The organism is Neobacillus sp. DFD-2R (assembly GCF_057747865.1).
The window spans coordinates 2,382,376-2,405,997 of sequence record NZ_CM173228.1 but is presented as its reverse complement, the minus strand read 5'-3'; the positions used below and the strand labels follow the sequence as shown (position 1 = coordinate 2,405,997).

The window sequence follows — 23,622 nt, the reverse complement described above, 5'->3', positions numbered from 1 at the left end:
AATGACGATTCAAACGAAGAAGAAAAGGATAAGTAAACTAACTGTACTCTTAAAAAATAGATTTGAATCTGCACTGGACAGGGTTGAAGAAGCAAAGCCATTCGCGAAAAGTATGTACCAGACAGACGTCTTCCAACTGGCGATCGAGCTTGCTGGTTCAGATGACGGAATGGCTATTCTCTATGAAAATGCCCCTCGGTTTGACAAAGCTGGCGTCTTCCATGGCGGTCCATGGGAGGACCCTGCGAAAATACAGCCTCCTTTGGTCGGCGGTTCATTAAAGCTTAAAGGTGTCTATTCCATTATTGAATTGTTAAGTGAATTAAGATTGCTTGCTATTGCCAAGGGAGATTATATACATGAGGGCCTGAGTAAGGATGAAGCAGAAGCATCTTTAAATGAAATCCTGGCTCTTAATCTTGACCTTCTTTTTCCTTCGGAAATTGATGAAAACCGTATTCAAGTAGAAGATCATATGACCCGGGCCCGGCGTTTGTTCAACTACCTGGGTCAGAAGCTTTCCTTCAGGGCGATCGCCGATAAAATTGTACAAGAGATCGACCGCCTGACCGTTCAGCGCCCGATTATGACCGAACGGATTTTAAACATGATCAGCATGTCTGAACAATTAATTGAAAATGTAATGGATGAAAAAACGGCGGAGGCTCTTAAAAAGTACGCTCGTGCCGCCAATGCCCCAACACCACTAAGCAAGGATGCATCCAATCAAAGGGAATACAGGTTCAGATTAGAAAATGCCTATTCGGATGAACTTGAGGCTGAGGCTAAGATATTTGCAAGAGCCATGAAGGATACCGGGCTTGTTTCACCCTATCATGCCGTGCTGCTGCGGTTCCTTAACCGCAAGAATCCTGATTTGATTCCTGCTGCCCTTGAATTATCGGAAACAGGAACTGCAAGCTATAATGCTAATAGAGATCTGATTCACGACATGATTCAGCTGGCTTTTTTTCCTGAAACACGACAGGCCGTATACGGTCTTGGGCGAATGTTGGACCGCGGAGTTTTAACACAGGAGCCTCTGGTTCCTGCCATTCGCCGTTTGTTTGAGCTTCCTATCCATTCTCAGGTGAAACAAATCCTTTCAAAACCTGAATATGAACAGTGCGGGATTAGTCTAAACGGTGTGCTCCTTGCCGGAGTGGTTTGTGTTCTCGGACAGCCTCTTGGTGTAGGGCAGGGTCTGAATCCAACCTGCCAGTCAGCGAGAGCTATATCCCTTTGGGCCCAGCACGGAATCGGCCAGCTTCTCGAATACATTGCACGTGCCGCCCGTGATCATGATTTAGACATGACATTTGAAGGTGAGACCATCCACTCAAGCTTACTTGTGGGCGGAGTTGCCGGTGAAATCCACCAGGATTTGGATCCGGTATCCATTGTTCTTGTCCCCCACCTCGATAAAATTTATAACGAAATGATGAAACGAACGCTCCTTCTTGGTGAGGACGGTCATAAGTGGGTAAACCCGGAATTTTACGGTAAGTGGATACCGAAAGGCTTTATTAATGTAATCGATCCATATACACTGAAAGTCGCAAATTATTCGACCTTCGTCAAGCTATTCTATGCCACCCACCATCCGGATTATAATGAAGAGTACGAACTTATTTACCCAAACCCTGTTGGCATTTTTACGACAAACGTACACGGGGCGCTACTCGGTCTTCACGCCGTATCGATTCAAAGGATTAAAAAAGATCAGAACGGGGATTACCGGATTTATTTTTACAATCCAAACAATGACAGCAGCCAGAATTGGGGCCATGGTATAGAGCCAAGCGTTTCAGGTTTCGGTGAACTTAAAGGTGAATCGTCCCTGCCGTTTCATGAGTTTATATCAAGAATGTATGCCTTTCACTTTAATCCATACGAACAAGGTGACATCTATATGGTCGAAGACAGCCTTGTGGAAGTAGTGGAAGCACTGGCAAAGGTCAGCTGGGGCAAAGATTATGTATGGGGATAACAATAGAAATTCCATAGTTATTTGGGGTCATATTTTATAAAATAAAATAGTAGCTTAGTTAGATAATCCTTTACTCCCTCTCCTCCACTTGAGGTGCGGGAGCTTTTTTCTTTTTTAGTAGTAATTCTCTTTTGATTTGACCAATAAAATAAAGTAAAACAAATGCATGGAAAGGAAGTGACCTATGGGGCTATTTCAATTTTCGTCAGATGACTCGTTTCAAAGTGCCTTAAATCAGTTATGGGGAACTTCCGCACCAAATAAAAGGTTTTTTCAGCGGGCGGTTTTTGAGGAGGCTGCTAACCTTCTAAAGGAGAAGCATGGATTAGCAAAGCTATTTCACTATGCAAATGTCTTTGATCAAGCCGGGGTTTTTACGGGGCAGGTATGGGAGAACGTTTCAAAGCTAAATCCTGTTCTTGTTAGGGGCACACTCCAGGCGGGAGGCATCATTACAGCTGCTGAAACATTGAGCGATTTGAGAATTCTCGCCATTGCCATAGGTACGTATGAACATCCCGATATGTCAGCGGATGAAGCAAAAACATTTATGGAAAGGGTTATGGCTTTAAACCTGGATCTTCTGTTATTAAAAGAAACGGAAGAAAATCGGGTAAATCAGCTTTTTAAAGACAAACTGCCAGCAGAGATTTTGGGATTTATCTCAGACTATTGTTTTTCGCCGCGTGTATTTCAAAGACTGTTTCAGGAAATAGATAATCTCGCCGTCCAAAGACCAATTGTAACGGACAAAATTCTGAAAATGATTGATAGTGTAAGAAAATTAGCCAAAAGCTCGGAAACGGCTGATTCAAGTTGGAGCCACTATGAAAAAGCAGTGTATTCTCCATCGAATCTGTCTGCTGTTCCCCTGGCTAATTATGAAAACAACCTAAAAGCCTGTAATGATTTACTATTAATACGTGAGGCCCGAAAGCTTCGTATTTCAATGGAGCGTACAGGGCTTGTTTCACCATACCATGCATTATTTTTGAGTTATATAAATAAAGAAAAGCCGGCCTTGCTACAGAGCCTGCTAGCCTTGGACGAAACAGCAAAGGAAAACCTGAGGCTGCATCAACCTTTCGTTTCTTCTTTAATCACTTCGGCAATTACCGTAAAAACAAGGAAAAGTATTTATGGTTTCATGCGCTTTCTGCAGCGGGATGTATTTACGGGAGAACTCATTAAGGAAATTGAAAAGCTCTTGGTGGTTCCCATTCATGATAAGATTACAAGCCGTCTTTCAGAAGTTCATAAATTAAATGGAGAAGATTCACTACGTTCTCTCCTTGTCTCGGGAATGATCAGCGTTTTAGGGCAGCCATTAGGAATTGGACAGGGATTTAACCCCACATGCCAGTCGACAAGAGCGCTCAGTTATTGGTCACAAAAGGAACCTGTCATTCTGATAAGAATGTTTAATTATTGCCTGCAACATGGAAGGATCACCATTGATTTTGAAGGAAGATCCATTTCCTCTGATACGCTTCCACATGTCGAACTGGACGACGAAATTAATATTGATATCGTATCCCTACTCTTGCTTCCCCCTCTTCATTCGATCTACTCCGAAATGTTGAATGCTGCAAGTGGACGCGGACAGGATGTCCATAAATGGATCAATCGGTTTTTTCATTTAAAAGGAATTTGGAGCGGGTTTTCAGATATCTATAGTGATTCAGATTTTACTACCCGATTCTACCGACATTATCACCCTTCTTTAAATCCAAACGTTAATAAAGGGCTTCCCCAGCCTGCCGGCATCACCATTTATAACCAGTCCGGCAAGATACTCGGAGCTCATGCAGTACTTATTCAAAGAGTAGATCTAGATCCTGGAGGCAGCTTTCGCGTTTACTTTTACAATCCAAATAATGACAGCCTTCAGATTTGGGGAAACTCCATCAAAACAAGCGTTTCTGGAAATGGCGAGCTGGAGGGTGAGTCATCCCTTCCGTTTGATGATTTCCTATACTGTTTATATGCTTTTCACTATCAAAAACCAGAGTAATCTCCTCAAGAAAAACAAATTTATGGGCATTTACTCAGGAAGTATAAGGAATAAAATAACCGAGCAAAGCACACGAGATTTTACATATCAAAATCTCGTGTGCTTTTTCGCTGTAAAAATTAAACTTTCAAATTTTCAAAAAATAAAGAGAGTCATACCAGTGTACAGCCAAATAACCTTCACTAAGCTTTTTATTTGAATAAGCTTTAGTATTCTTAAATGATTCTAAAATGCATATATGACTATTACATATAATCTAATGATTCGGAGGAATATTGTGCAAAATTTTATAAACAGAAAAACTCCTATTGTCTTTGTACCGGGGTTATTTGGTTCTATGAGTGACAATATAATTCCGGGTACCGGCAGCTGGAGCTTTGGAATGGCCGGAATAGTGTATGATCCCTTCATTCGGATATTAGAAAGTATGGGCTATCAGTTAAATCAAAACCTTTTTATTTGCTTTTATGATTGGAGTCAAAGAATTGACCTTTCTGCCAGCAATTACTTAGCTGAAAAGATAAAAGAGACAAAATGGAAAACAGGTTCTTATATAGCAAATTTAGTTTGCCATAGTATGGGCGGACTAGTTGCTAGAGCCTATGTACAAAGTGATTATTATCAATACGATGTTAATAAATTAATTATTTTGTGTACCCCTAATGCCGGATCAGCCCCAAATTATAGTTTTTGGACAGGCGGAAGATTACCGGTTAACACACCATCAAAAGTGGACTTTATCCATACTTTTATGAGCATGTATATTACGTATTTATCCCAGCGTTATAAAATGGGGGAAATCCAAGCAATTCACACCTACTTTAAAGGCTTGAAAGACATCGTGCCTTGTGAAGATTATGGGAATTACTTGATCTTGAAAAAAGGATACTCAAGCGAATGCATCCCTTATAAGGAGATGAAAACAAAAAATGCGTTTCTTGATCAGTTAAATAGCTATCAGGCAGTTTTAATGAAGAGGAACATCGAGGTAACCTTAATCGCAGGAAATGGAGAAGAAACGATTTTATCCTTAGAAGTCATCCCGTCTAAATCCTCTATCAAGTGGGTGGACGGAAAGGTCATTGGTGCCTTCGATACAATGGCAGGTGATAAGGATGTCGTATTAAAAAGCGCCTTTTGTATAGATGGGGACAAATATATCATACAAGGAAATCATATCGATGTATTGTATAAAAGTGAATGGATTTTAAGAAAAAAACTTGATTAGGCATCGTTCTTTTCGCTGAAGATTGTCCCCGACCTTAATGAATTGGCATTATCTAATTAATGAGCTAAATCTATTAAAAGTCTGTTTAGCTTAAGAATATCAATTTTTAGTAAGATTAAAATGAATCTGAAACACAACAAAACGTGTTGTTCGCAATATATACAGCTGTATTTCCATCACATACACTAATTTCACCAACATAGAAAATATCACCGGTCACACCGGCTAATTCGAAGGTAGGGAATATTTTTTCCCCTTCATTCAACCATACACGACTTCGAACGGTCAACCATTTATTTCTAGCTGATACTTTGGTATTTGCAGCTTGTGTTGCACCTACGTATAAATCGGTGCTGGTGGCACTTGGAATATAAACGGCAGCAGTTAAGGTGTAAACGCCTGTAGTTGGTACTGCTTGGCCATTTAGTGGCGCCAAAAGCATCCGTCTATTACCTTCACTAGTGTTGAGGATTATTTTTGTGAAGGAGGGGCTTCCCGGTGTCCTTCCAACCGGTAAAGCAATATCTGCAGATTCACTTGTACACCCTTGATAACTATAATATATGCTATTCACAATTTGGGTGTTTTTACTGCTTCGGCAAATAAATTCTCCCTGAGCTCTCGTATGGGAGCCAATCACATCGGTAATCGTTCCTTGTAGATTATCTTTATAAATAAATCGGTTTTGTTGAGAATTGTAAAGGATCGAGGTTAATTCGGATTTATAATTCGGATTGTTTACTGAGTTTTGATAGTCCTCATACAACCCATTGTACTCAATAATATTCCCTTTTGCTGTAGAGTTAAAGCTAATCAAACCCGCGTTATAGGGAATATGATCGGGGATTTCAATTTTATTCAAGTCCCCCTTGATTAGAAACATCGGGTTCGTATCAGTTTGGCTATTGCCGGCCTGATGAATTTGATTGTCATAGAAACGGCAATTAGAACCAACTATAAACCAAGGAAAAGCCGGATACTTGGCTCCGTTTACAACGTAATAGTCTAAACGTTCAAAGCGACACTCTTTAAAGGTTGAACCGTCCCCTGTAATAATGGAATTACTTGCCGGTTCGATATCAATCTTTTCTGTTACGGTTCCGGATAAGTTCGTCAAATCCCAAGAGGTATTATTCAACCATCCACCGATAATATGGTTGTTATTCGAGGTAGTTTGTCCTGCTTCATCCAAGGTTCCCTCAGCACTTAACCCCACCCCGCGATTAAAAATTTCCACACCTTTTTCACTCGTATCAGCGTTTTCCTGATACAGGTTGAAAAAGGTATTCAAGTGTGCCCCTTTTAAGACTATGTGCCTGGCAAATCCACTTGTATAAAGATTAATAAAACTAGAGGCATATATCCATTGCAACCATAACCCAGTACCGGTTGCAACGGCATCTCCTTCCGCTTGAAGGGCTATATTCTCCATGAAAAATTTGCAATATCCCGCAAGTGCATATGGGTTTCCGTTATATAGTGGTTTAATTTCTAGCGCTACTCCTCCATATGTGGAAATAATTTTTGATTTTTTGTTGCTTATACCGATTAAACGTAATCCAGTTTTATTACAGGTTACTTTATCAGAAATTCGAATGGTTTTAGATATAAGAATCGTTCCTGCTGTATTACCGGAAAAAGAGTCGATAGCCCTTTGCAATGGACCTGTATCATCGGTTTCACCCGGCAATCTGGGGAAGCTCTCTAAATAAACGACCGTATCTAGCTTTGAGGTGATATTCGCTAACTGTGCACTAACGTTTTGCCCATTCGTATCGTATACCATTCTTGCATCTATAAAACTCACGAATTCAACTCCTTTTTAGGTAGGTTCCTCCGACTGCGGCAAAAAAGCCAACAGGAATTTTGTTGACTTCAATAATTTTCATTCTAAATTCGTTATTCAATTTAAAAATTCCTTCTTTAACCCCACATACCTTAGGACACTAAAAACCTTATTAAACTATCGCCGCCAAGAGGATTTAGAATACGGATAAAAATAATAAAGGCCGATCTTTAAATAGATCCGCCTTTTACTGTTCTATATCAATTAAAATGTTTGAGCTAATTCTTTTGCACGTGTGATTGCAATTGCTTTGATTTCCTGAGCTTTATCAGGCATTGCAGCATGCCCTTCAACAAATAATCCTTCAAAAGAAGGAACACCAAAGAAATTCATGATAATATTTAAATAACGGTGACCCATTTCAATATCAGCTGCAGGTCCCTCTGAGTAAAAACCGCCGCGAGCTTGAATGTGTAATGCTTTTTTATCAGTCAACAGACCAATTGGTCCTTTTTCAGTGTATTTAAATGTCTTTCCTGCTACAGCAACAGAATCAAGGTATGCTTTCATTACAGGTGGGAAGGAAAAATTCCATAAAGGAGTTACAAATACATATTTATCTGCAGCAGTGAATTGTTCACTTAACTCAGAAAGACGACCAACTTTTGCTTTTTCAACGTTAGTAAGTTCCTCGAATCCTTTTCCAGAACGAAGCTTCCCCCACCCGCTCAAAACATCCGCATCAATTTGTGGAATAGTTTCATTAAAAAGATCAATATGCACAATTTCATCATTCTTATTTTCTTCTTTGTAAGTATCAATAAACGCTTTTCCAACAGCCATACTATAAGACTGAGTTTCATTGAGTGGGTTTGCTGTAATATACAATACTTTTGCCATTTTGTTTCTCCACCTTTTCTTGTTAAGTTTTTATTAATAATTTAATATAGACTATAAATATCCTAAACCAGCTACCCCAACTAGTTGTACCCAACCGGTAACCACATCGAACCATTAGGGTACGTTAAAGTTCTTTTGCTTTCAACTTGCTGATAGGATCGGCTATCATCATGAATCCCGTCTTCATAATTTGAAGATCGATGGATATAATTTACCTTAATATCACCTCCTCTATATTTTTCAAACTCCTTATAAGGTAAAATAGTAATAGGAATATTGATGTGAAAATTAGTGAGGTTACTCAATATACGTTTCCTCAATATGAGTTTATGTGATATTTTTTAAAGTGTCAAGGAGGATTTCTTATGACAAATCAATATTTTTCTAAAGCATCCGCTGTAGAGGTTATCCATGCCCTAATTAAAACTTCTCATAAAATTCAGAGAGAATATGAAGCACATATTTGTAATCCCGATATGCCGTTTCAAATATCAGGACCGAGACTTCGCGTTCTTCTTACCGTTTCAGAAATGGGGAAAATACGAATGAGCGAGTTAGCAGCCAAATTAGGGATTAAGGCCCGAACGGTTACTGATTTTGTGGACGCATTGGAAAAGGATAAGCTTCTGGTCCGACTGCCTGATCCACAAGACCGACGTGCGACTTTGCTACAGCTGACAGATACGGCCCAAATGCAAATTAAAAAAGTACAATTGCTTGAAGAAGAAGCAGCAGAAACAATATTAAAAAATCTGACAAAGGAACAGCGATACCATCTTACTGAACTTCTATCAACACTTACAAATTATAATGAAGTTCAATGCCCATGCCCATTAGATGAATGAATGTAAAAAACTGATTTCCCTTGCCTTAAGGAAAGGGAAATCGGTTTTTTTCCATTAAAATACAAAGAATTATTATTCATTCGAGCATTGATACAACTAAAAAAGGGATCCTAAATTTTGTAAACAGCCCCAAATTGGACATACTTTTAATAATTATTCAGAGAGCAGGTGAAAATAAAATGTTTAGTTTAATGTGCTTCTGTTAACTTTTTCTTACTGAAATCAGCCTTCTTCAAGTAATTTAAAGTTATCATGCATTCTGAGGATGGGCTTTTCTTGATTTTCTTTTATTCCTTAAGATTCGCTTTTCCAGATAATAAGTAGGAATGATAATGACTGCCCAAATCGCAAAATAGTTAAGCACAACCAGGAATGGCCTACCGCCACCGCCATGTCCATCTTTCCCATGAAAATCTCCGTTAGGTGGTCCTTGAAGTGTATTCGTTGTATCCCCTGTGTTTCCGTTAATTGATGGCTGAACACTTTGTTGCATTTGTTTGAAATCACCATTGCTTGAAGAAGCTGTTGAAGAAAACCATTGAATTCCTCCTGCCAAAATGGCCAGTGATAGGACCAATGATGCAATAACACCCTTCCTAAGCTTTCCTTCTTTCGATTTAAACGCCTTTTTGCAAATACTCATTACCCATTGCCAATGTACCCCAACATGCAGACCAACTAATGCAAGTGTTGCATCAGCAGAGAAACTATGGATACCACGAATCGAGTGACCTCCTTGAATTGCAAGACTTGGAAAAACGACTCTCGAAATGAATATACCCGTTATAATAACGGTCGCCATCGAAATTAATAGCAGGATATTTAACAGAAAACTGAATCGTGTTTTTTTCGGGAGTTTGGGATCAAAAATCTTTTTGGTTGTATTAATCACCCAGCTGTAGTTCAATCCAATGTGTGTCAGAATAGCTACCCCTATGACCAGACCGGCAATTTCATGAAACGGTAAACCGTTTAATACCCTTGGATTCATTAGCAACACAAAAGTAACTGCCATCAGTAAATCCAGTACAATTTTTGTATAATTCTTTTTCAAATTAATTCCTCCTAAAACCTTGTTTCTTTCTATTCATGAGTATAGAAAGGAATTTTCGAGGAATTATCGTAGAAATATGTGAAAAATATGTGTTAAATTATAACCTGCTAAAAAATAAAGGCACCCATTTCGGATGCCCTGAAATCATAAAGAATGGATTAAACATAATTGGTTTATAAAAAAGAATGGATTAAAAATAGAATGGCAAATGCAACGCCGGACCGCAAATGCCACTTCCGATCCATCCTTTGATATCGAAATAGTCCCGAAATGGGAACTGGAAGCAGGACTAGCAAGGCAAGCAGCCCACTTAAATTGTTAAAATCAAATTTAAAGCCATGCATAAAGACAGCTACCGTATGTAAGATAATAAAAGCAATCGCGATAATCGCTATCGGGGTATGCCATCTTCGGGCAAATCGCAGCAAAGTGGCCAACCATTTTTTCACATTGCCTAGACCATTCAATTTACGAAGCCTTATAACACGGATAAGCACATAATAAGCAAGTACAAAAAATAAGCCAATTCTTGCATTGGAGCCAAAATCTTTAAAAGTATGTTCGAACTGCCTGCTGTGCAAAGTGGCTGATGAAAGCTGCAATAGCCTTATAAGCTCCCAAAGCATAAACGTGGCAGCTATAACAAATGCCACGATTACCCATATACGTTCCTTTTTGGGAATCCATCCATGTTTCGGGGCCCTGATTTCCCGTGTATTCATTTCTTTTCCCCCTTTAATTAAGGATAGTATAGACTACCTTTAGATAAAAAAACAACGACATATTATCACATATTTTTCACATATTTCTACGATAATTCCATGGAAATTCTTCTCTATACTCACGAATAGAAAGTAACAAGGTTTTAGGCAAAACGGCTTTCCTTTCCTCAGCCTTTCCAAAAATTAGTATCACGTATTATACTGATTGTTGGGACTTGTCTTTATTTACACTAGATGGTCAGAGGTGGTTGTGCAAATGGCGACAATCTATTTGGTTGAAGATGAAGAACATCTCAATCATTTACTTAAAAAATACTTAGAAAAAGAAGGATACAAAGTGGTATCCTTCTTTGACGGTGACTCAGCACTTCAAAAAGTTCAGGACCTGCCCGAACTCTGGATTCTAGATATAATGCTGCCGGATATTGATGGGTACCAACTGATAAAAGCAATAAAGGAATATAATCCTCTAACGCCCGTCATCTTTATGTCGGCAAGGAATCAGGAACTAGATCGAGTAGTCGGGTTAGAATTAGGCAGTGACGATTATTTATCAAAGCCCTTTTTGCCAAGGGAGTTAGTGATCAGAACGAATAAATTAATAGAACGATTGTACAGTAATAAAGAAGAACATTCCGCTGATTTCCAATTAGAAGGCTACCTAGTTGACCGAAAACAGCGGACGATCTTTGATGAGGGTCAGGAAATCATATTGACCAATAAAGAATTTACCCTGTTGCTTTATTTTATTGAAAACAGCAATACGGTGGTGTCGAGGGAACAAATACTCGAAAAAGTATGGGGCGATAATTATTTCGGATCTGACCGTGTGGTAGATGATACGATAAGAAGATTAAGAAAGAAATTAGCCAGAATGAACATAGAAACCATCTACGGGTTTGGCTACAAATTGGTAGTAAAATGATGAAATTCAAATCACTTACGATGAGAATTTGGTTTATTATATCGGTCATTATTTTTACGATTGTGTTGGTTATTTCGCTTGCATTTACTTTTATTATGAAAGGCAGCGATGAAGGTAAAGCAATGCATATGTTGCATCTTTCTCATCAACTTGTATTGACTTCAGTGGCAGAAAACCAGTTCAATAGGGACATAATCGGATTTGTTACTCACCAAGGTACGTATCATTTTGTTTTTGATAAAAATAATGGGCAAATTAATTTTATTACTGGTCACGATGAAAATGATGAAAAGCATAAATCAGATAAACCTCCTTTAACTGATAAGCCTTTAGCTGTAAAGATGAGTAATTTTATAACAAATAATGATCATCAAAGTCTTAAGAAAACCATTGATCATCAAACTTATCTGATTGAAATTAATCATGTAAAAGACCAATCGTTTTTAATTTCCTATCAATCTCTCGATGACACGCAAAATTTGCCGGAAATTATCTTGATTGGTTTCTTAGTTATTCTATTAAGTTTACCTCTATCAAAGGTCATTGCAAACAATATTGCTAAACCGCTAAAACAATTAGAAGGCTACACAAAACGAATAGCTAATAAAGAGTGGGATCATGACCTTGATTTAAAAAGTGAGGATGAAATCGGCAGATTAGCAAAAGCCATGAAGGAAATGAAAGAAGCGTTAAAATTAGCGGATGAAGAAGAAAAAAAGTTCCTGCAAAGCATTTCGCATGATTTAAAAACACCCGTAATGGTTATCATGAGCTATGCTCAAGCGATTATTGATGGAATGTATGAAGATTCTGCCGAAGAATCTGCTGCAATAATAAAAAAAGAAGCCATCCGTCTAGAGAAAAAAATCAAACAAGTTTTGTATTTAAATACACTTGATTATGTTTTAGACAATGACAAAGAAAAAGAGGATGTATATCTCGATAAGTTATTAACCTACCTTATTGCTAATTTTCAGGCGGTGAATGCAGATTTATCTTGGAATTTGAATATTAAAACAAAACCAGCCGTTATGTTAGGTAACCCGGATCGTATCCGAGTCTCGATTGAAAATATTTTAGAAAATCAACTTAGGTATGCGGAGAATACAATCCAGGTTTCATTAAAGGATTCCGGTTCGTCCTGGATGATTGAAATAAGGAATGATGGTCCTTTAATTTCTGAAAAAGATTTAAATCAAATCTTTAAATCCCTTTATAAAGGGGACAAGGGAAATTTCGGGCTAGGTTTAAGTATCTCTCATAAAATTGTTAATTTTTATCATGGAACTATTAAGGTTGAAAATCGCGATGGTCAGGTCTGCTTTACAATTAATTACCCTAAAAAATAATGAATAATAAGTGTTTATTGTTAACCTGATAACCTTTAAAGTTAAAATCCCCTTTTTCATCGAGGGGATTTTTTTTGGAACCACATGCCTTGATTCACTAAACTGACCTTACCTTTAAAAGATGTATTGTGCAATTTTAAATAAGAACAGTGGTCAAAACCGGTTCAATCTTTTTTATTTAAAATTGATTCGATTTAAGATTTTTGCTTTTTGATAATGAAAAATAGATTTAGATAATTCAAAGATACTTCCGTTCGTTAAGCATACCGTATTTTCAATATTCAATGCTGGGTCAAGCGGATTAACATGCAGTAATCCCGCACTTTCTTCATCGATTTTTTCGCAGTTGATTACTTTGTCAGCAAAACCAATGTTTAATTTTAAGTCCTCTATAAGGTAACTATAAATAGAACTCGATGCAATATCTTCATTTAAATATGGCACAATATCTTTTTTAAAGTAACTTATTTCAATAGAGAAGGGTTCTTTATCTACAATTCGCAACCGCTTAATATAATAAAGCTTTGTTCCGACTTCACAACGCAATTGTTTTGCTATTACTTCATCAGCTTCGATTACATGTAAAGCTAGAATTTTCGTCTCAATTGTTTTTGAAGTCAAATCTTTTGTTAATCCTCTAAGACTGCCTAAATTTATATAATCTGTTACAGATTTTTCCCGTAAAAACATTCCACTTCCTTGCACCTGATAAATAAGCCCGAGATTGACCAGCTGATTAATTGCTTTTCGGATCGTATTACGGCTCACTTCAAATTTTTTTAACAGTTCTTCTTCTGTCGGTAACTTTTTCGTTTTATCAAATTTCCCATCTTGAATTTCCCGTTCTAAACAATCAGCTATTTCTTTATATTTTACAGCCATATAATCTCCCTTTTTTCCGTTCAATCATTTAATGCCTCTATTATACACAAAACCACTTGATTAAAATCAAGTGGTTTTCTTTTTATAGCTCTTTTCCTCTCGTCTCTATAATATGCTTATACCAATGAAACGACAGCTTTTTCTTTCGGTTTAAATGATCCTGGTGATCCACGTAAATAAATCCGTATTGCTTTTTATACCCGTTTAACCAACTTAAAAGATCAATGACAGACCATGCGTAATACCCTTTTAAATGAATGCCTTCTTTGATTGCACGCTTAATCACTTTTAAATGTTCTTCAATATATTTAATACGTGGAACATCTACTATTTCACCATCAATAATCGGATCCTCATCGCCAAGTCCGTTTTCTGTTACATACATTTTAATATCGCCATAACGCTCTTTTAACATATGCAGCCCATCTAAAAATCCTTGAGGTGAGATTTCCCAGCCCCATTTTGTATAGGTTTTATCTTCCATTTTTACGGTTCGATAAAAGCCGTCAAAAGAAGGGTTGCCGGGAGCTAGAGTAGATGTTTCTCTTGAATGTTCCTTGGATGAAACTGCTTCGTGATTTTTTTTTACTCGAATGGGCTGGTAATAATTAAGCCCAATAAAATCATTTTTTTCCGCATTCCTTTTTAACGTATCCAGTTCTTCTTTTGTCCAACTTGGCGTCCAGCCTTTCTCCTCTAATTGCTCAACCACATAAGCCGGATATTCACCTTTTAGAATTGGGTCATAATACCAAAATGTTTCATATTCATTGGCATGCCGGGCAGCTAATACATTTTCATGTTTATCATCTACACTGTAAGCTGGTAAGAAAACATGGGTAATACCAATTTCGCCGTAAGATTTTAGTTCCTTATAGACTTCTACAGCTTTTGCATGCGCATAAAACACGTAATGTGTCGCTTGAAAATATTTATACTCATCGTTTTGGATTCCAGGCGGATGCGCTCCTTTTAAATAGCCTAATCCGCAAAACATAACCGTTTCATTAAACGTAATCCAATGTTTGACGCGGTCTCCGAATGCCCGAAAACAAATTTCTGCATACTTGACGAAGGCTTCAGCTGTTCGCTTATTCGTCCATCCTCCTTCTTCTTCAAGCGTCAGAGGCAAATCCCAATGATACAGCGTAACAAATGGAACAATCCCATATTTTAAACATTCATTTATAACATTATTATAAAATTCCAAGCCTTTTTCATTGACTTCTCCATCTCCTGTTGGCAAAATTCGTGCCCATGAAATAGAAAATCGGTATGATTCAAGTCCCATCTCTGCCATTAACTTAATATCTTCTTTGTATCGATGATAATGGTCTATGGCTACATCTCCATTTGTGCCCTGATACGTTTTCCCAGGAATCTTTGAAAAGACATCCCAATTCGTTTTACCTTTACCATCTTCATTCCATGCTCCTTCTATTTGATAAGAAGCAGAAGCTGCTCCGAATAGGAAATCATGTGGAAACTTCATTATAAACCCTCCGTTTTTATACCAACTTATTAAATTTATAACTATATATTATATTTATAGGTACAAATAATAATGCGATTATATACTTTTTTTAAAAATTTGACTACATAAACTTCGTAAAACACTAAAACATAAGTATAAAAGATAGTATCTACTGTAATAGAATCATTAAATCGAAGTGCCTTTTAAAAAACAAAAATAAAAGACGTTAATCCTGCTGAATCAACGTCCCAGAGTAATTTAATGGAAGAAAAAAACGGTTTTTCCTACTTTAAGGGGAAAAACCGTACTTTGCTCTTATTAATAAAGGCTGTTTTCGTTCAAATTGTTGTTTATAACTCAAAAAAGAGTCATTTTAAAGTGTAAAATAACACTTTACAAAATGGCATGCTCCTCTTTTACTAGACAAATGTACGCATTAACGATCCACTGTAGTGAGCTAGTAGAATCTGTTTAAATGCATAAATTTATAGAGGATGATACTGAGTATGTAAATATTAATTTATAGTATCTCCTCAAATTTAGATTCCTTTATATTCCCAATATACAAATGAAATTAATCTTTTTGAAGTTTCTCCAAAAAAGTTGTCAAAAAAAAGAGTGACTCCTTATGACCGCTAATTGCGGTCATAAGGAGTCACTCTTTTTGAAAATAATTAAACAGTGCCACTAACATCTATTAATTTTAATACACATCACGTTGGTAACGACTTTGTTCTTGCATATTATTTAGGTACGCTTCAGCTGCTTCACGGGTCATCGCACCTTCTTTTTCTATAACGCTAATAAGCGTGTTGTGGACGTCTTTCGCCATATATTGCTTATCTCCACATACGTAAAAGTATGCTCCATTTTCCAGCCATTCAAACAATTCTTTGCTATTTTCAAGCATTTTATGCTGTACATATACTTTTTGCGCCGTATCACGGGAGAACGCAGCATCTAATCTTGTCAGAGCCCCATCTTTTTGATATTTTTCTAACTCGTTTTGATAAAGGAAATCCGTAGCTGAATGCTGGTCTCCAAAAAATAGCCATGATCTACCTGTTGCTTTATTCACTGCACGTTCCTGAATAAAGGAACGGAATGGTGCAATGCCTGTCCCTGGACCAACCATAATGATATCTTTATCTTGAGAATTTGGCAGATTAAAATGTTTATTTTGTTGAATAAATACCGGAAGCGTATCTCCTTCTTGAAGACGTTCAGCACATAAAACAGAACAAACTCCTTTTCGTTCGCGTCCGTGAGCCGTGTAGCGCACAGTACCAATGGTTAGATGCACTTCCTCAGGATTAGCGGTTATGCTACTTGCAATTGAATATAACCGTGGCGGCATTTTTCTTAATAAAGAGACAATCTCTTGTGCAGAAGCTTTCCATGGACCAAAATCACTTAACAAATCAAGCAAATCACGACCGTTGATATATTCTTTCAGTTCATTTATGTTATCAACCGATACAAGCTTTTGTAACTCTTGGTTTTCTGTTAAATTAGCTGCCTGCTGTATAATTTTTTTCGTCAATAACGTAATTTCAAAGTGAGTTATTAGTGCATCCATTAATGGGAGTGAATCACCTTGTTTATTAATTGTAACAGCCATTTCTGCATCCCATTTCATTTCCTCAAGAAGGGAAGCTACTAGTTCAGGATCATTTTCAGGGATAACACCAAGGCAATCACCAGGGACATATGAAAGGTCAGATCCTTTTAATGATAACTCGATATGTCTCGTTTCTTTACTAGAGCCAGCTCTATTTAAATTTATATTTTTTTTAATTTTCGCTTGAAATGGATTTGTCCTTGAAAATGTTGGTTGCAGCTTTTTGTCTTCTTTTGTATTTTCAGTGTTTACTACAGTAAGTTGCATAATTTTCACCTCAAAAATTTGTATAAAACTAGGATAACACAAGATGAGAAAATCAGATACTTTTTTACACACAATTCCCAATAATGCGTCTTTGTTAATTAAAGTTAACTGTCTTATTACACTACCCTTCAGTTGAAGAAAAAATTGAAAAAGATCTGCCGGAGGAACTCATTTCAATCTTCGGCTCTTACACTCGATAGTTAATTGGAAACTTAGTTCTATTGAAACTCCTAAAATAATACAATGTTCATTTTAAATAAGAAAGATCCGACTATGTTTCGGATCAAATAAGGGGGGAATTTGAAAAAGCATGCAGTTTGTCCTAGCTACAAAATTTATATTACATCTAAGTTATTAACATAATATAAACAAATCATAAAATGTTTTTGTGAAAAATTACTGTACGTAGAAAAAGTATAAAATCCACTTTATTTGTTAAAAAAGAACTTAAACTACATAACCAAACGTATTTAAGGAGACCAATTAAATATGGAAAATGTTTTGTACACTGTAATTAGAACTGTTATTTCCTTCATCTTATTAATGTTCATAACCTTTTTAATCGGTAAGCAAGTAAACCCGCACAAAAACTATTTTAGTTTCGCTTTATCAATCATTTTGGGTTCATTAGTAGCAAATATGGGATTTAATTTGAGTATAAAATTTTTACCCTTCTTAGCTTCCCTTTTTGCGCTCATCCTTGTTTATTATTTAGTTTCTTTGATCTCCTTTAAAAGTAGGCCCCTTCGAAAATGGCTGTCGGGAAAACCGACCGTAATTATTAATAAAGGGACCATATTAGAGACAAACATGAAAAAATTAAAATATTCATTAGATGATTTAAATCAGCAACTTCGGGAATTAGGAATATTTGATATTCAGGAAGTGGAATATGCACTATTAGAGGTTAGTGGTAATTTATCGGTTTTAAAGAAAAAACAACATCAAAATACAGTAAAAAGTGACATAAACAAAACCGACTTTAAACAACCAATGCTACCTGTAGAACTCATTATGGATGGAAAACTAATTGATACTAATTTAACAGTTGAATACAACAATAAGTGGATTGAACAGGAGTTAATAAAAAGAAATTTAACTATTAATCAAATCCTTTATGCTGTTATCGGGACTGACGGACAATTATATGTGGACCGATTTAAAGATAATCAGTCTTCCCCAATTGACAGATATTGAATAAGAAATTCGTTACACCTATTAGGCTAATAATTAATTTGGATTTAAGATTTTTAATAAAAAATTAACTTGTCAGTTTAGTAGTTTCCATGTAGAATTAAGTCGATTTTACTATTAAGTAAGTCGTATTTACTATGAATATTAAAGGAGATGTGGCATGGAACTACAAACAACTGATACTGCATACGTTTCGCGCCTTAACCGAAATCCAAAACCAAAACGGAAACGTTTTTGGCGTATATTTTTAACGATCTGTTTAATCCTCGTCTTAGGTGGAGGCGGGTTTTTATATGGTACAAATCAAGGACTGCAAATGCGGAGAATGCTATTGGGGACCGTTTTTTCTACTTACCATCCCCAATACGAAAAATTCATGAGACTTATACTTCCACAATCGGAAATTGATGCATTGTATAATGCAAGGAATCACCCGCAAACAGTGCAAACAACAATTTCTCGGGTACAACCGGATAATCAATCTACTTTTAAAAACGGTTCAACAGAAAACATTCAAGTGGATACGATTAATACTGCCAATTTTACTGCGAAAGTTATGGTTATTCCTGACCCAACGACTGTTCACATTGTTGGTACAAAGTTTGCAACCAAAGGGCAACCTCTTTCCGATTTAATCAAAGATAATAATGGAGTTGCCGGTATTAACGCGGGAGGCTTTATTGATCCAAGCGGTAGAGGCTCTGGCGGTGAAATGACTGGTATTGTCATAAGTAACGGAAATGTCTTGTCCGTTCCAACCGGCGGTAAAAATGTGACATCATTAGTTGGCGGATTTCTAAAGGATGGTCAATTTATTACCGGCAATTATTCGGCAAGGCAATTATTAAAGCTTGGTGTAACAGATGCTGTAAGTTTTGGGCCACAACTTATCGTTAACGGCGAGAATCGGGTAACATCTACGGTTGATGGTGCTTGGGGTTGGGCACCGCGTACAGCTATTGGACAAGAGAAAAACGGAAGCATCGTGATGATTATAACCGATGGCCGTTTTTATTGGGATAAAACCCACCGTGGTGCATCTATGTCGGATATGGCTCATATGTTTGAAAAATACAATGTTACAAATGCAATAGCGATGGATGGCGGCGGCTCCACTACGATGATTAAGGATGGAGAACTGCTCTTAAAACCAGCAACAAGCACCTCTGTTGGCATGCGTTACTTGCCAAATGCCTGGGTTGTCATTCCGAACTAAATGCTAACACACCTCCATCTGGCAGGTGTGTTTTTTTTTGTTAGTTTTTGCTGACAAAATTATTTTCCTCCTCCTTTCTCACTTTTGGTAAAAAATTTTGGAATCTGTCACAAAATTTCCCAAAACAAAAAAAGGAATTTGTCGATTTTAGAGGAATTAAGTAATGAAGTTAAAAAAAAGGAGGAAAAATGATGAAGAAATTTCTATCGGTATTATGTGTAAGCACGTTCGTTTTTGTAATGTTTGGCACTCAGGGGAATCCAGTTAAAGCAGCAAGTAATTCAGCATCAAAGACTGTAAATGCATCGACAAATGAATGCGGCTGTAATGTAACACATATTTTAGGTGCTGAAAGGAATAAAATTGTTTCTGATTTGTTAAAAAGTGATGAGTTTAAGGAATTAAAAAAAGAATTGACTAAAGAAGGATTTTCATATCACGGAGCAAATGACATAGAAGTAGTTAAATTTATTGAAAATGGTTTTATAGGTGCAGCTGTGCCTTTTATTACAGAAGAAGGAACTGTAGAAATGTTCGTGTTTATAAATGGCGTTTATACTGGACATGCCCCTAGATAATATATATTTTTTGATGCTGTTTCGACACAATGATTAATTTTCCAGACCCTCAAAACTGTTTAAGCTGGCTGATGCCAGCTTTTTGTTTTCTGTTATTAAACAATCTCCATAGGCTTATATTACCAGCCCCACTCCCCTTTTTTTCTGTTACACTTCTTAAGTGGATAAAAATCGGGGAGGAAAACAACCTATGAATAAACGTAATCTCCTCCTTATACTGGTAATTGCGATTACCTTCATTGGAGGATTTTTTACAGGAGTTCTATACTCTACTAACCATACACAACAGGGTCAATCAAACACATTTAAAATAAAACAACAACCTTCGTCAGCAATTAAGCCTGAACAAAAGGCACTACCGAAGATGAAACAAGTAACACCCAAAGTTCTAATCGGTTATGTTCAGGATTATCGTGATCCAAATGTTGTTGATTATTCCAAATTAACACATGTTATTTTTTCCTTCGCCCATCCGAAGATGGACGGTGGAATTTTGTTAAATGGAGACACCCCTTTAAAAAACCTGCGAACTGTCGTTTTAAAAGCTAAAAAATATAACACCAAAGTGATATTGGCCGTGGGTGGCTGGTATAACATCCAGGGCGGGGAATCGTATAAATATTTCAAAACAGCGATTTCAAATCCTGTATCTAGAACAAAGCTTACCAAAGAACTTGCAGGTATAGCAGATCGTGAAAAACTGGACGGAATTGACATTGATTTTGAATATCCGCGGAATACTGCTGATGCTCAAAATTTAACTGTATTCACTAAAGAGTTAAGCAATATGCTTCACCCTAAAGGTAAGGAGCTTTCCATTGCTGTCTATTCTAAAATAAATGCCGCAACAGGAACGGAAATGGCTGCTGTAAAGTATGAGCCCTCACTATTTCAGCTTGTCGATCATGTGAATATCATGGCATATGATGGTCAATGGGATGGTCAATATAATGCTGCTAATTTATCTCCGTATCCATTTGCTGAGAAAATCGTAAACTATTGGTCTCACCTGTTTGAGACTCACAATCTACCAAAAGATAAACTTGTTTTGGGTGTTCCCCTTTATGCCCAGCCTGAAAATCAAGCCATTAAGCAGGCATCATATGGGGCAATTATCAATAAAAACCCAGCTAATGCCCAAAGCGATACAGTAAACATGAATGGTACCATCTACCATTATAATGGTGAAGCCACTATGAGAAGGAAAACAAAATTAGCACTTGATAATGGCTTCGGCGGAATGATGATGTGGGAAGCAGGACAAGATGCCAAAGGACCCTACAGTATAACGGGAGCTATAGCAGAAGCACTTAAAGATTCAGCAAATCAATATGCAGTAAAAGCCGCAAAATAAAAGAAAAGGCTGTACTCTCTTGGTAGTTTAGAGTGTACAGCCTTTTTCTTATACCGTTGTTTTTTCGCCAATTGCCAATAATTTTTCCTTTACCTCTTCATCACTTAAACCATGTTGAGCAACATAGCGGTTCCGAGGATGCACCCTGCACTCATGGGAACAACTGCGTAAATGCTTATGTTCGTTTTCCTCAGAGCAAAGAATTTTTTTATTACATTCGGGATTTGCACAGTTTACATAACGTTCACACGGCTCCCCGGAGAAATAATCTTTCCCTACTACAACACTCTCTTTTCGATTTACAGGTACACTGATGCGTTCATCAAAAACATAAAGTTGTCCGTCCCATAATTCACCCTGAACTTCAGGATCCTTACCATATGTGACAATCCCTCCTTCTAATTGTGACACATCTTCAAAACCTTCTTTGAGAAGCCATCCCGAAAACTTTTCACATCGAATTCCGCCAGTACAATACGTAAGAATTTTTTTTCCTTCAAAATCCTGTTTATTTTCTCTTATCCATTGTGGCAAATCGCGGAAATTAAGGATATCCGGGCGAACAGCACCTCTAAAATGTCCTAAATCATATTCATAATCATTTCGGGCATCAATAACCACTGTGTCTTCTTCTTGCATGGCCTCAAAAAATTCCTTCGGTTTTAAATGCTTTCCTGTCTGCACATGCGGATCAACATCATCTTCTAATCGTAAAGTAACTAGCTCAGGTCGAAAACGGACACGCATTTTTTTGAATGCATGCTCTGATGCTTCATCAATTTTAAACGTAATTCCTGAAAAAAGAGGATGTTCATCCATGTATTTCATGTAGGCTTCAGTCTGTTCAACCGTCCCGGATACTGTCCCATTTATCCCTTCTGCCGCAATAATGATTCGACCTTTAAGGCCTATTTCATTACAAAAATCAAGATGGTTTTTTGAAACCTCTTCAGGATTCTCAATCGTTACATATTTATAATACAACAATACTCTATATTCTTGATCCATAATTACCACCTTACACCTTTTATATATTGAAGTACCTTTTACTCAATTTTAAAATAACAACCTTTCTATTATATATACAAAAAATTCCCTTGGCAATCAAATTAGCGGGACCAACGAGGTAATGTATTATTGTTTGTTTTGTTAACTGTACTGGAATAAAGAGGATTCTTTTTTTCAATTAATCATTGGTTTAAACTTGCTGTTGAAATTAAAAATAAGGTACATTTAAGAAGGAAAAAAAAGGAGGGAATGAATTTGAAATATTTCAAGATTGCTAATACTGATTTAAATGTTTCCAATGTTGTTATGGGCAATATGCGTTTGACACAGCTGGTAAAACCGGAAATTGAAGTGTTAATTCGTACAGCGTTGGAAGAAGGCATTAATTTCTTTGATCATGCGGATATTTATGGTGCAGGGGAATGTGAATCACTATTTGCAGATGCCATTAAAATGAATCCATCAATCCGTGAAAAGATGATTTTACAAAGCAAATGTGGTATAAGGCCGAAAGAAAAAATGTACGATTTTTCAAAAGAGCATATAATATCTTCCACAGAGGCAATATTAAAACGGTTACAAACAGATTATTTAGATATTCTCCTTCTCCATCGTCCGGATACATTAGTGGAGCCGACCGAAGTAGCAGAAGCATTTGAAGAACTACACCGTAGTGGTAAAGTGAAATATTTTGGTGTATCTAATCATACCCCCATGCAAATTGAACTTTTGCAAAAATACATTCCGCAAAAGCTAGTTGTAAATCAGCTGCAGTTGAGTATTGTACATACACCTATAATCGACTCAGGAATTGCATTGAATATGGGCATAGACCAATCCATAAACCGTGACAGCAATGTTTTAGATTATTGCCGTCTTCACGATATTACCGTTCAAGCATGGTCCCCTTATCAAAAAGGATTTTTTGACGGTCCTTTCCTTGGAGATTATGAAAACTATGCTGAATTGAATGACTTAATCGAAGAACTTGCAATTAAGTATGAAGTCACAGATACCGCTATAGCTACTGCCTGGATCACCCGCCATCCCGCTAATATTCAAGTAGTCCTTGGAACGACAAATAAAGAACGGTTAGCGGATGCATGTAAGGGTTCAGACTTACATTTAACACGAAAAGAATGGTATGACCTTTACCGTTTGGCTGGACATATGATCCCATAAAGACATGTAAAACACTTGGAGCTCCAAGTGTTT

At 37.0% G+C, this 23,622-nt stretch carries 20 protein-coding genes; 11 read left to right on the top strand and 9 right to left on the bottom strand.

The genetic code is table 11. The annotated features are described in order from the left end of the window. Position 1: 1 nt before the first annotated feature. From AC3ANV_RS12025 to AC3ANV_RS12015, 3 genes are all read left to right on the top strand, one after another. A complete protein-coding gene (locus AC3ANV_RS12025; protein WP_488313811.1) occupies positions 2-1,990 on the top strand; it encodes a hypothetical protein in 1,989 nt (662 codons plus the stop codon). A 184-nt stretch (positions 1,991-2,174) separates the two neighbouring features. Then, positions 2,175-4,004, top strand: a complete 1,830-nt coding sequence (locus AC3ANV_RS12020; RefSeq protein ID WP_488313810.1) for a hypothetical protein — start codon at positions 2,175-2,177, stop codon at positions 4,002-4,004. Between the two features lie 337 nt (positions 4,005-4,341). Beyond that, the gene (locus AC3ANV_RS12015; RefSeq protein ID WP_488314197.1) at positions 4,342-5,232 is read left to right on the top strand and encodes an esterase/lipase family protein; all 891 of its coding nucleotides are present in this window, start codon (positions 4,342-4,344) and stop codon (positions 5,230-5,232) included. 115 nt (positions 5,233-5,347) lie between these two features. On the opposite strand, the gene AC3ANV_RS12010 is transcribed toward AC3ANV_RS12015, so the two are convergent. The 3 genes from AC3ANV_RS12010 to AC3ANV_RS12000 form a co-directional block, all read right to left on the bottom strand. Next, entirely contained in the window at positions 5,348-7,039 is a 1,692-nt protein-coding gene (locus AC3ANV_RS12010; protein WP_488313809.1) for a hypothetical protein, read from the bottom strand. Between the two features lie 243 nt (positions 7,040-7,282). Next, a complete protein-coding gene (locus tag AC3ANV_RS12005) occupies positions 7,283-7,918 on the bottom strand; it encodes an FMN-dependent NADH-azoreductase (protein ID WP_488313808.1) in 636 nt (211 codons plus the stop codon). An 80-nt stretch (positions 7,919-7,998) separates the two neighbouring features. Further along, positions 7,999-8,223 carry a hypothetical protein gene (locus AC3ANV_RS12000; protein ID WP_488313807.1) on the bottom strand — a complete coding sequence of 75 codons (225 nt, stop codon included), beginning with the start codon at positions 8,221-8,223 and terminating at the stop codon, positions 7,999-8,001. 60 nt (positions 8,224-8,283) lie between these two features. Between AC3ANV_RS12000 and AC3ANV_RS11995 the strand changes: the two genes are divergently transcribed. Then, the gene (locus AC3ANV_RS11995) at positions 8,284-8,763 is read left to right on the top strand and encodes a MarR family winged helix-turn-helix transcriptional regulator (protein ID WP_488313806.1); all 480 of its coding nucleotides are present in this window, start codon (positions 8,284-8,286) and stop codon (positions 8,761-8,763) included. A gap of 250 nt (positions 8,764-9,013) precedes the next feature. Here the strand turns inward: AC3ANV_RS11995 and AC3ANV_RS11990 are convergent, their stop codons facing one another. Together AC3ANV_RS11990 and AC3ANV_RS11985 are read right to left on the bottom strand one after the other, a co-directional pair. After that, positions 9,014-9,817 (bottom strand): DUF4405 domain-containing protein, encoded by an 804-nt coding sequence (locus tag AC3ANV_RS11990; RefSeq protein ID WP_488313805.1) that lies wholly within the window; start codon positions 9,815-9,817, stop codon positions 9,014-9,016. Between the two features lie 173 nt (positions 9,818-9,990). Next, entirely contained in the window at positions 9,991-10,539 is a 549-nt protein-coding gene (locus AC3ANV_RS11985) for a hypothetical protein (RefSeq protein ID WP_488313804.1), read from the bottom strand. Between the two features lie 256 nt (positions 10,540-10,795). Between AC3ANV_RS11985 and AC3ANV_RS11980 the strand changes: the two genes are divergently transcribed. Then, entirely contained in the window at positions 10,796-11,464 is a 669-nt protein-coding gene (locus AC3ANV_RS11980; protein WP_488313803.1) for a response regulator transcription factor, read from the top strand. Then, on the top strand, positions 11,461-12,813 hold the full coding sequence (locus AC3ANV_RS11975) for a sensor histidine kinase (RefSeq protein WP_488313802.1): 1,353 nt from the start codon (positions 11,461-11,463) through the stop codon (positions 12,811-12,813). The genes AC3ANV_RS11980 and AC3ANV_RS11975 overlap by 4 nt, the downstream gene beginning before the upstream one ends. 174 nt (positions 12,814-12,987) lie before the next feature. Here AC3ANV_RS11975 and AC3ANV_RS11970 read toward each other — a convergent pair whose 3' ends face one another. The 3 genes from AC3ANV_RS11970 to AC3ANV_RS11960 form a co-directional block, all read right to left on the bottom strand. Beyond that, positions 12,988-13,695, bottom strand: a complete 708-nt coding sequence (locus tag AC3ANV_RS11970; protein WP_488313801.1) for a GntR family transcriptional regulator — start codon at positions 13,693-13,695, stop codon at positions 12,988-12,990. Between the two features lie 82 nt (positions 13,696-13,777). After that, complete coding sequence (locus tag AC3ANV_RS11965) at positions 13,778-15,187, bottom strand: GH1 family beta-glucosidase (protein WP_488313800.1); 1,410 nt, start codon at positions 15,185-15,187, stop codon at positions 13,778-13,780. Positions 15,188-15,872: 685 nt separating this feature from the next. Next, positions 15,873-17,057: a sulfite reductase subunit alpha gene (locus AC3ANV_RS11960; protein WP_488313799.1), complete on the bottom strand. Its 1,185-nt coding sequence runs from the start codon at positions 17,055-17,057 to the stop codon at positions 15,873-15,875. 489 nt (positions 17,058-17,546) lie between these two features. Here AC3ANV_RS11960 and AC3ANV_RS11955 point away from each other — a divergent pair, with 489 nt between their 5' ends. From AC3ANV_RS11955 to AC3ANV_RS11940, 4 genes are all read left to right on the top strand, one after another. Then, positions 17,547-18,254 (top strand): DUF421 domain-containing protein, encoded by a 708-nt coding sequence (locus tag AC3ANV_RS11955; protein WP_488313798.1) that lies wholly within the window; start codon positions 17,547-17,549, stop codon positions 18,252-18,254. A gap of 157 nt (positions 18,255-18,411) precedes the next feature. Continuing rightward, complete coding sequence (locus AC3ANV_RS11950; protein ID WP_488313797.1) at positions 18,412-19,467, top strand: phosphodiester glycosidase family protein; 1,056 nt, start codon at positions 18,412-18,414, stop codon at positions 19,465-19,467. A 188-nt stretch (positions 19,468-19,655) separates the two neighbouring features. Beyond that, positions 19,656-20,045: a hypothetical protein gene (locus AC3ANV_RS11945; RefSeq protein ID WP_488313796.1), complete on the top strand. Its 390-nt coding sequence runs from the start codon at positions 19,656-19,658 to the stop codon at positions 20,043-20,045. Between the two features lie 190 nt (positions 20,046-20,235). Continuing rightward, a complete protein-coding gene (locus AC3ANV_RS11940; RefSeq protein ID WP_488313795.1) occupies positions 20,236-21,399 on the top strand; it encodes a glycosyl hydrolase family 18 protein in 1,164 nt (387 codons plus the stop codon). A gap of 48 nt (positions 21,400-21,447) precedes the next feature. Here AC3ANV_RS11940 and trhO read toward each other — a convergent pair whose 3' ends face one another. Next, a complete protein-coding gene (gene trhO, locus AC3ANV_RS11935; protein WP_488313794.1) occupies positions 21,448-22,407 on the bottom strand; it encodes an oxygen-dependent tRNA uridine(34) hydroxylase TrhO in 960 nt (319 codons plus the stop codon). Positions 22,408-22,662: 255 nt separating this feature from the next. On the opposite strand from trhO, the gene AC3ANV_RS11930 reads away from it, so the two are divergent. Then, positions 22,663-23,589 carry an aldo/keto reductase gene (locus tag AC3ANV_RS11930; RefSeq protein WP_488313793.1) on the top strand — a complete coding sequence of 309 codons (927 nt, stop codon included), beginning with the start codon at positions 22,663-22,665 and terminating at the stop codon, positions 23,587-23,589. Positions 23,590-23,622 lie beyond the last annotated feature (33 nt).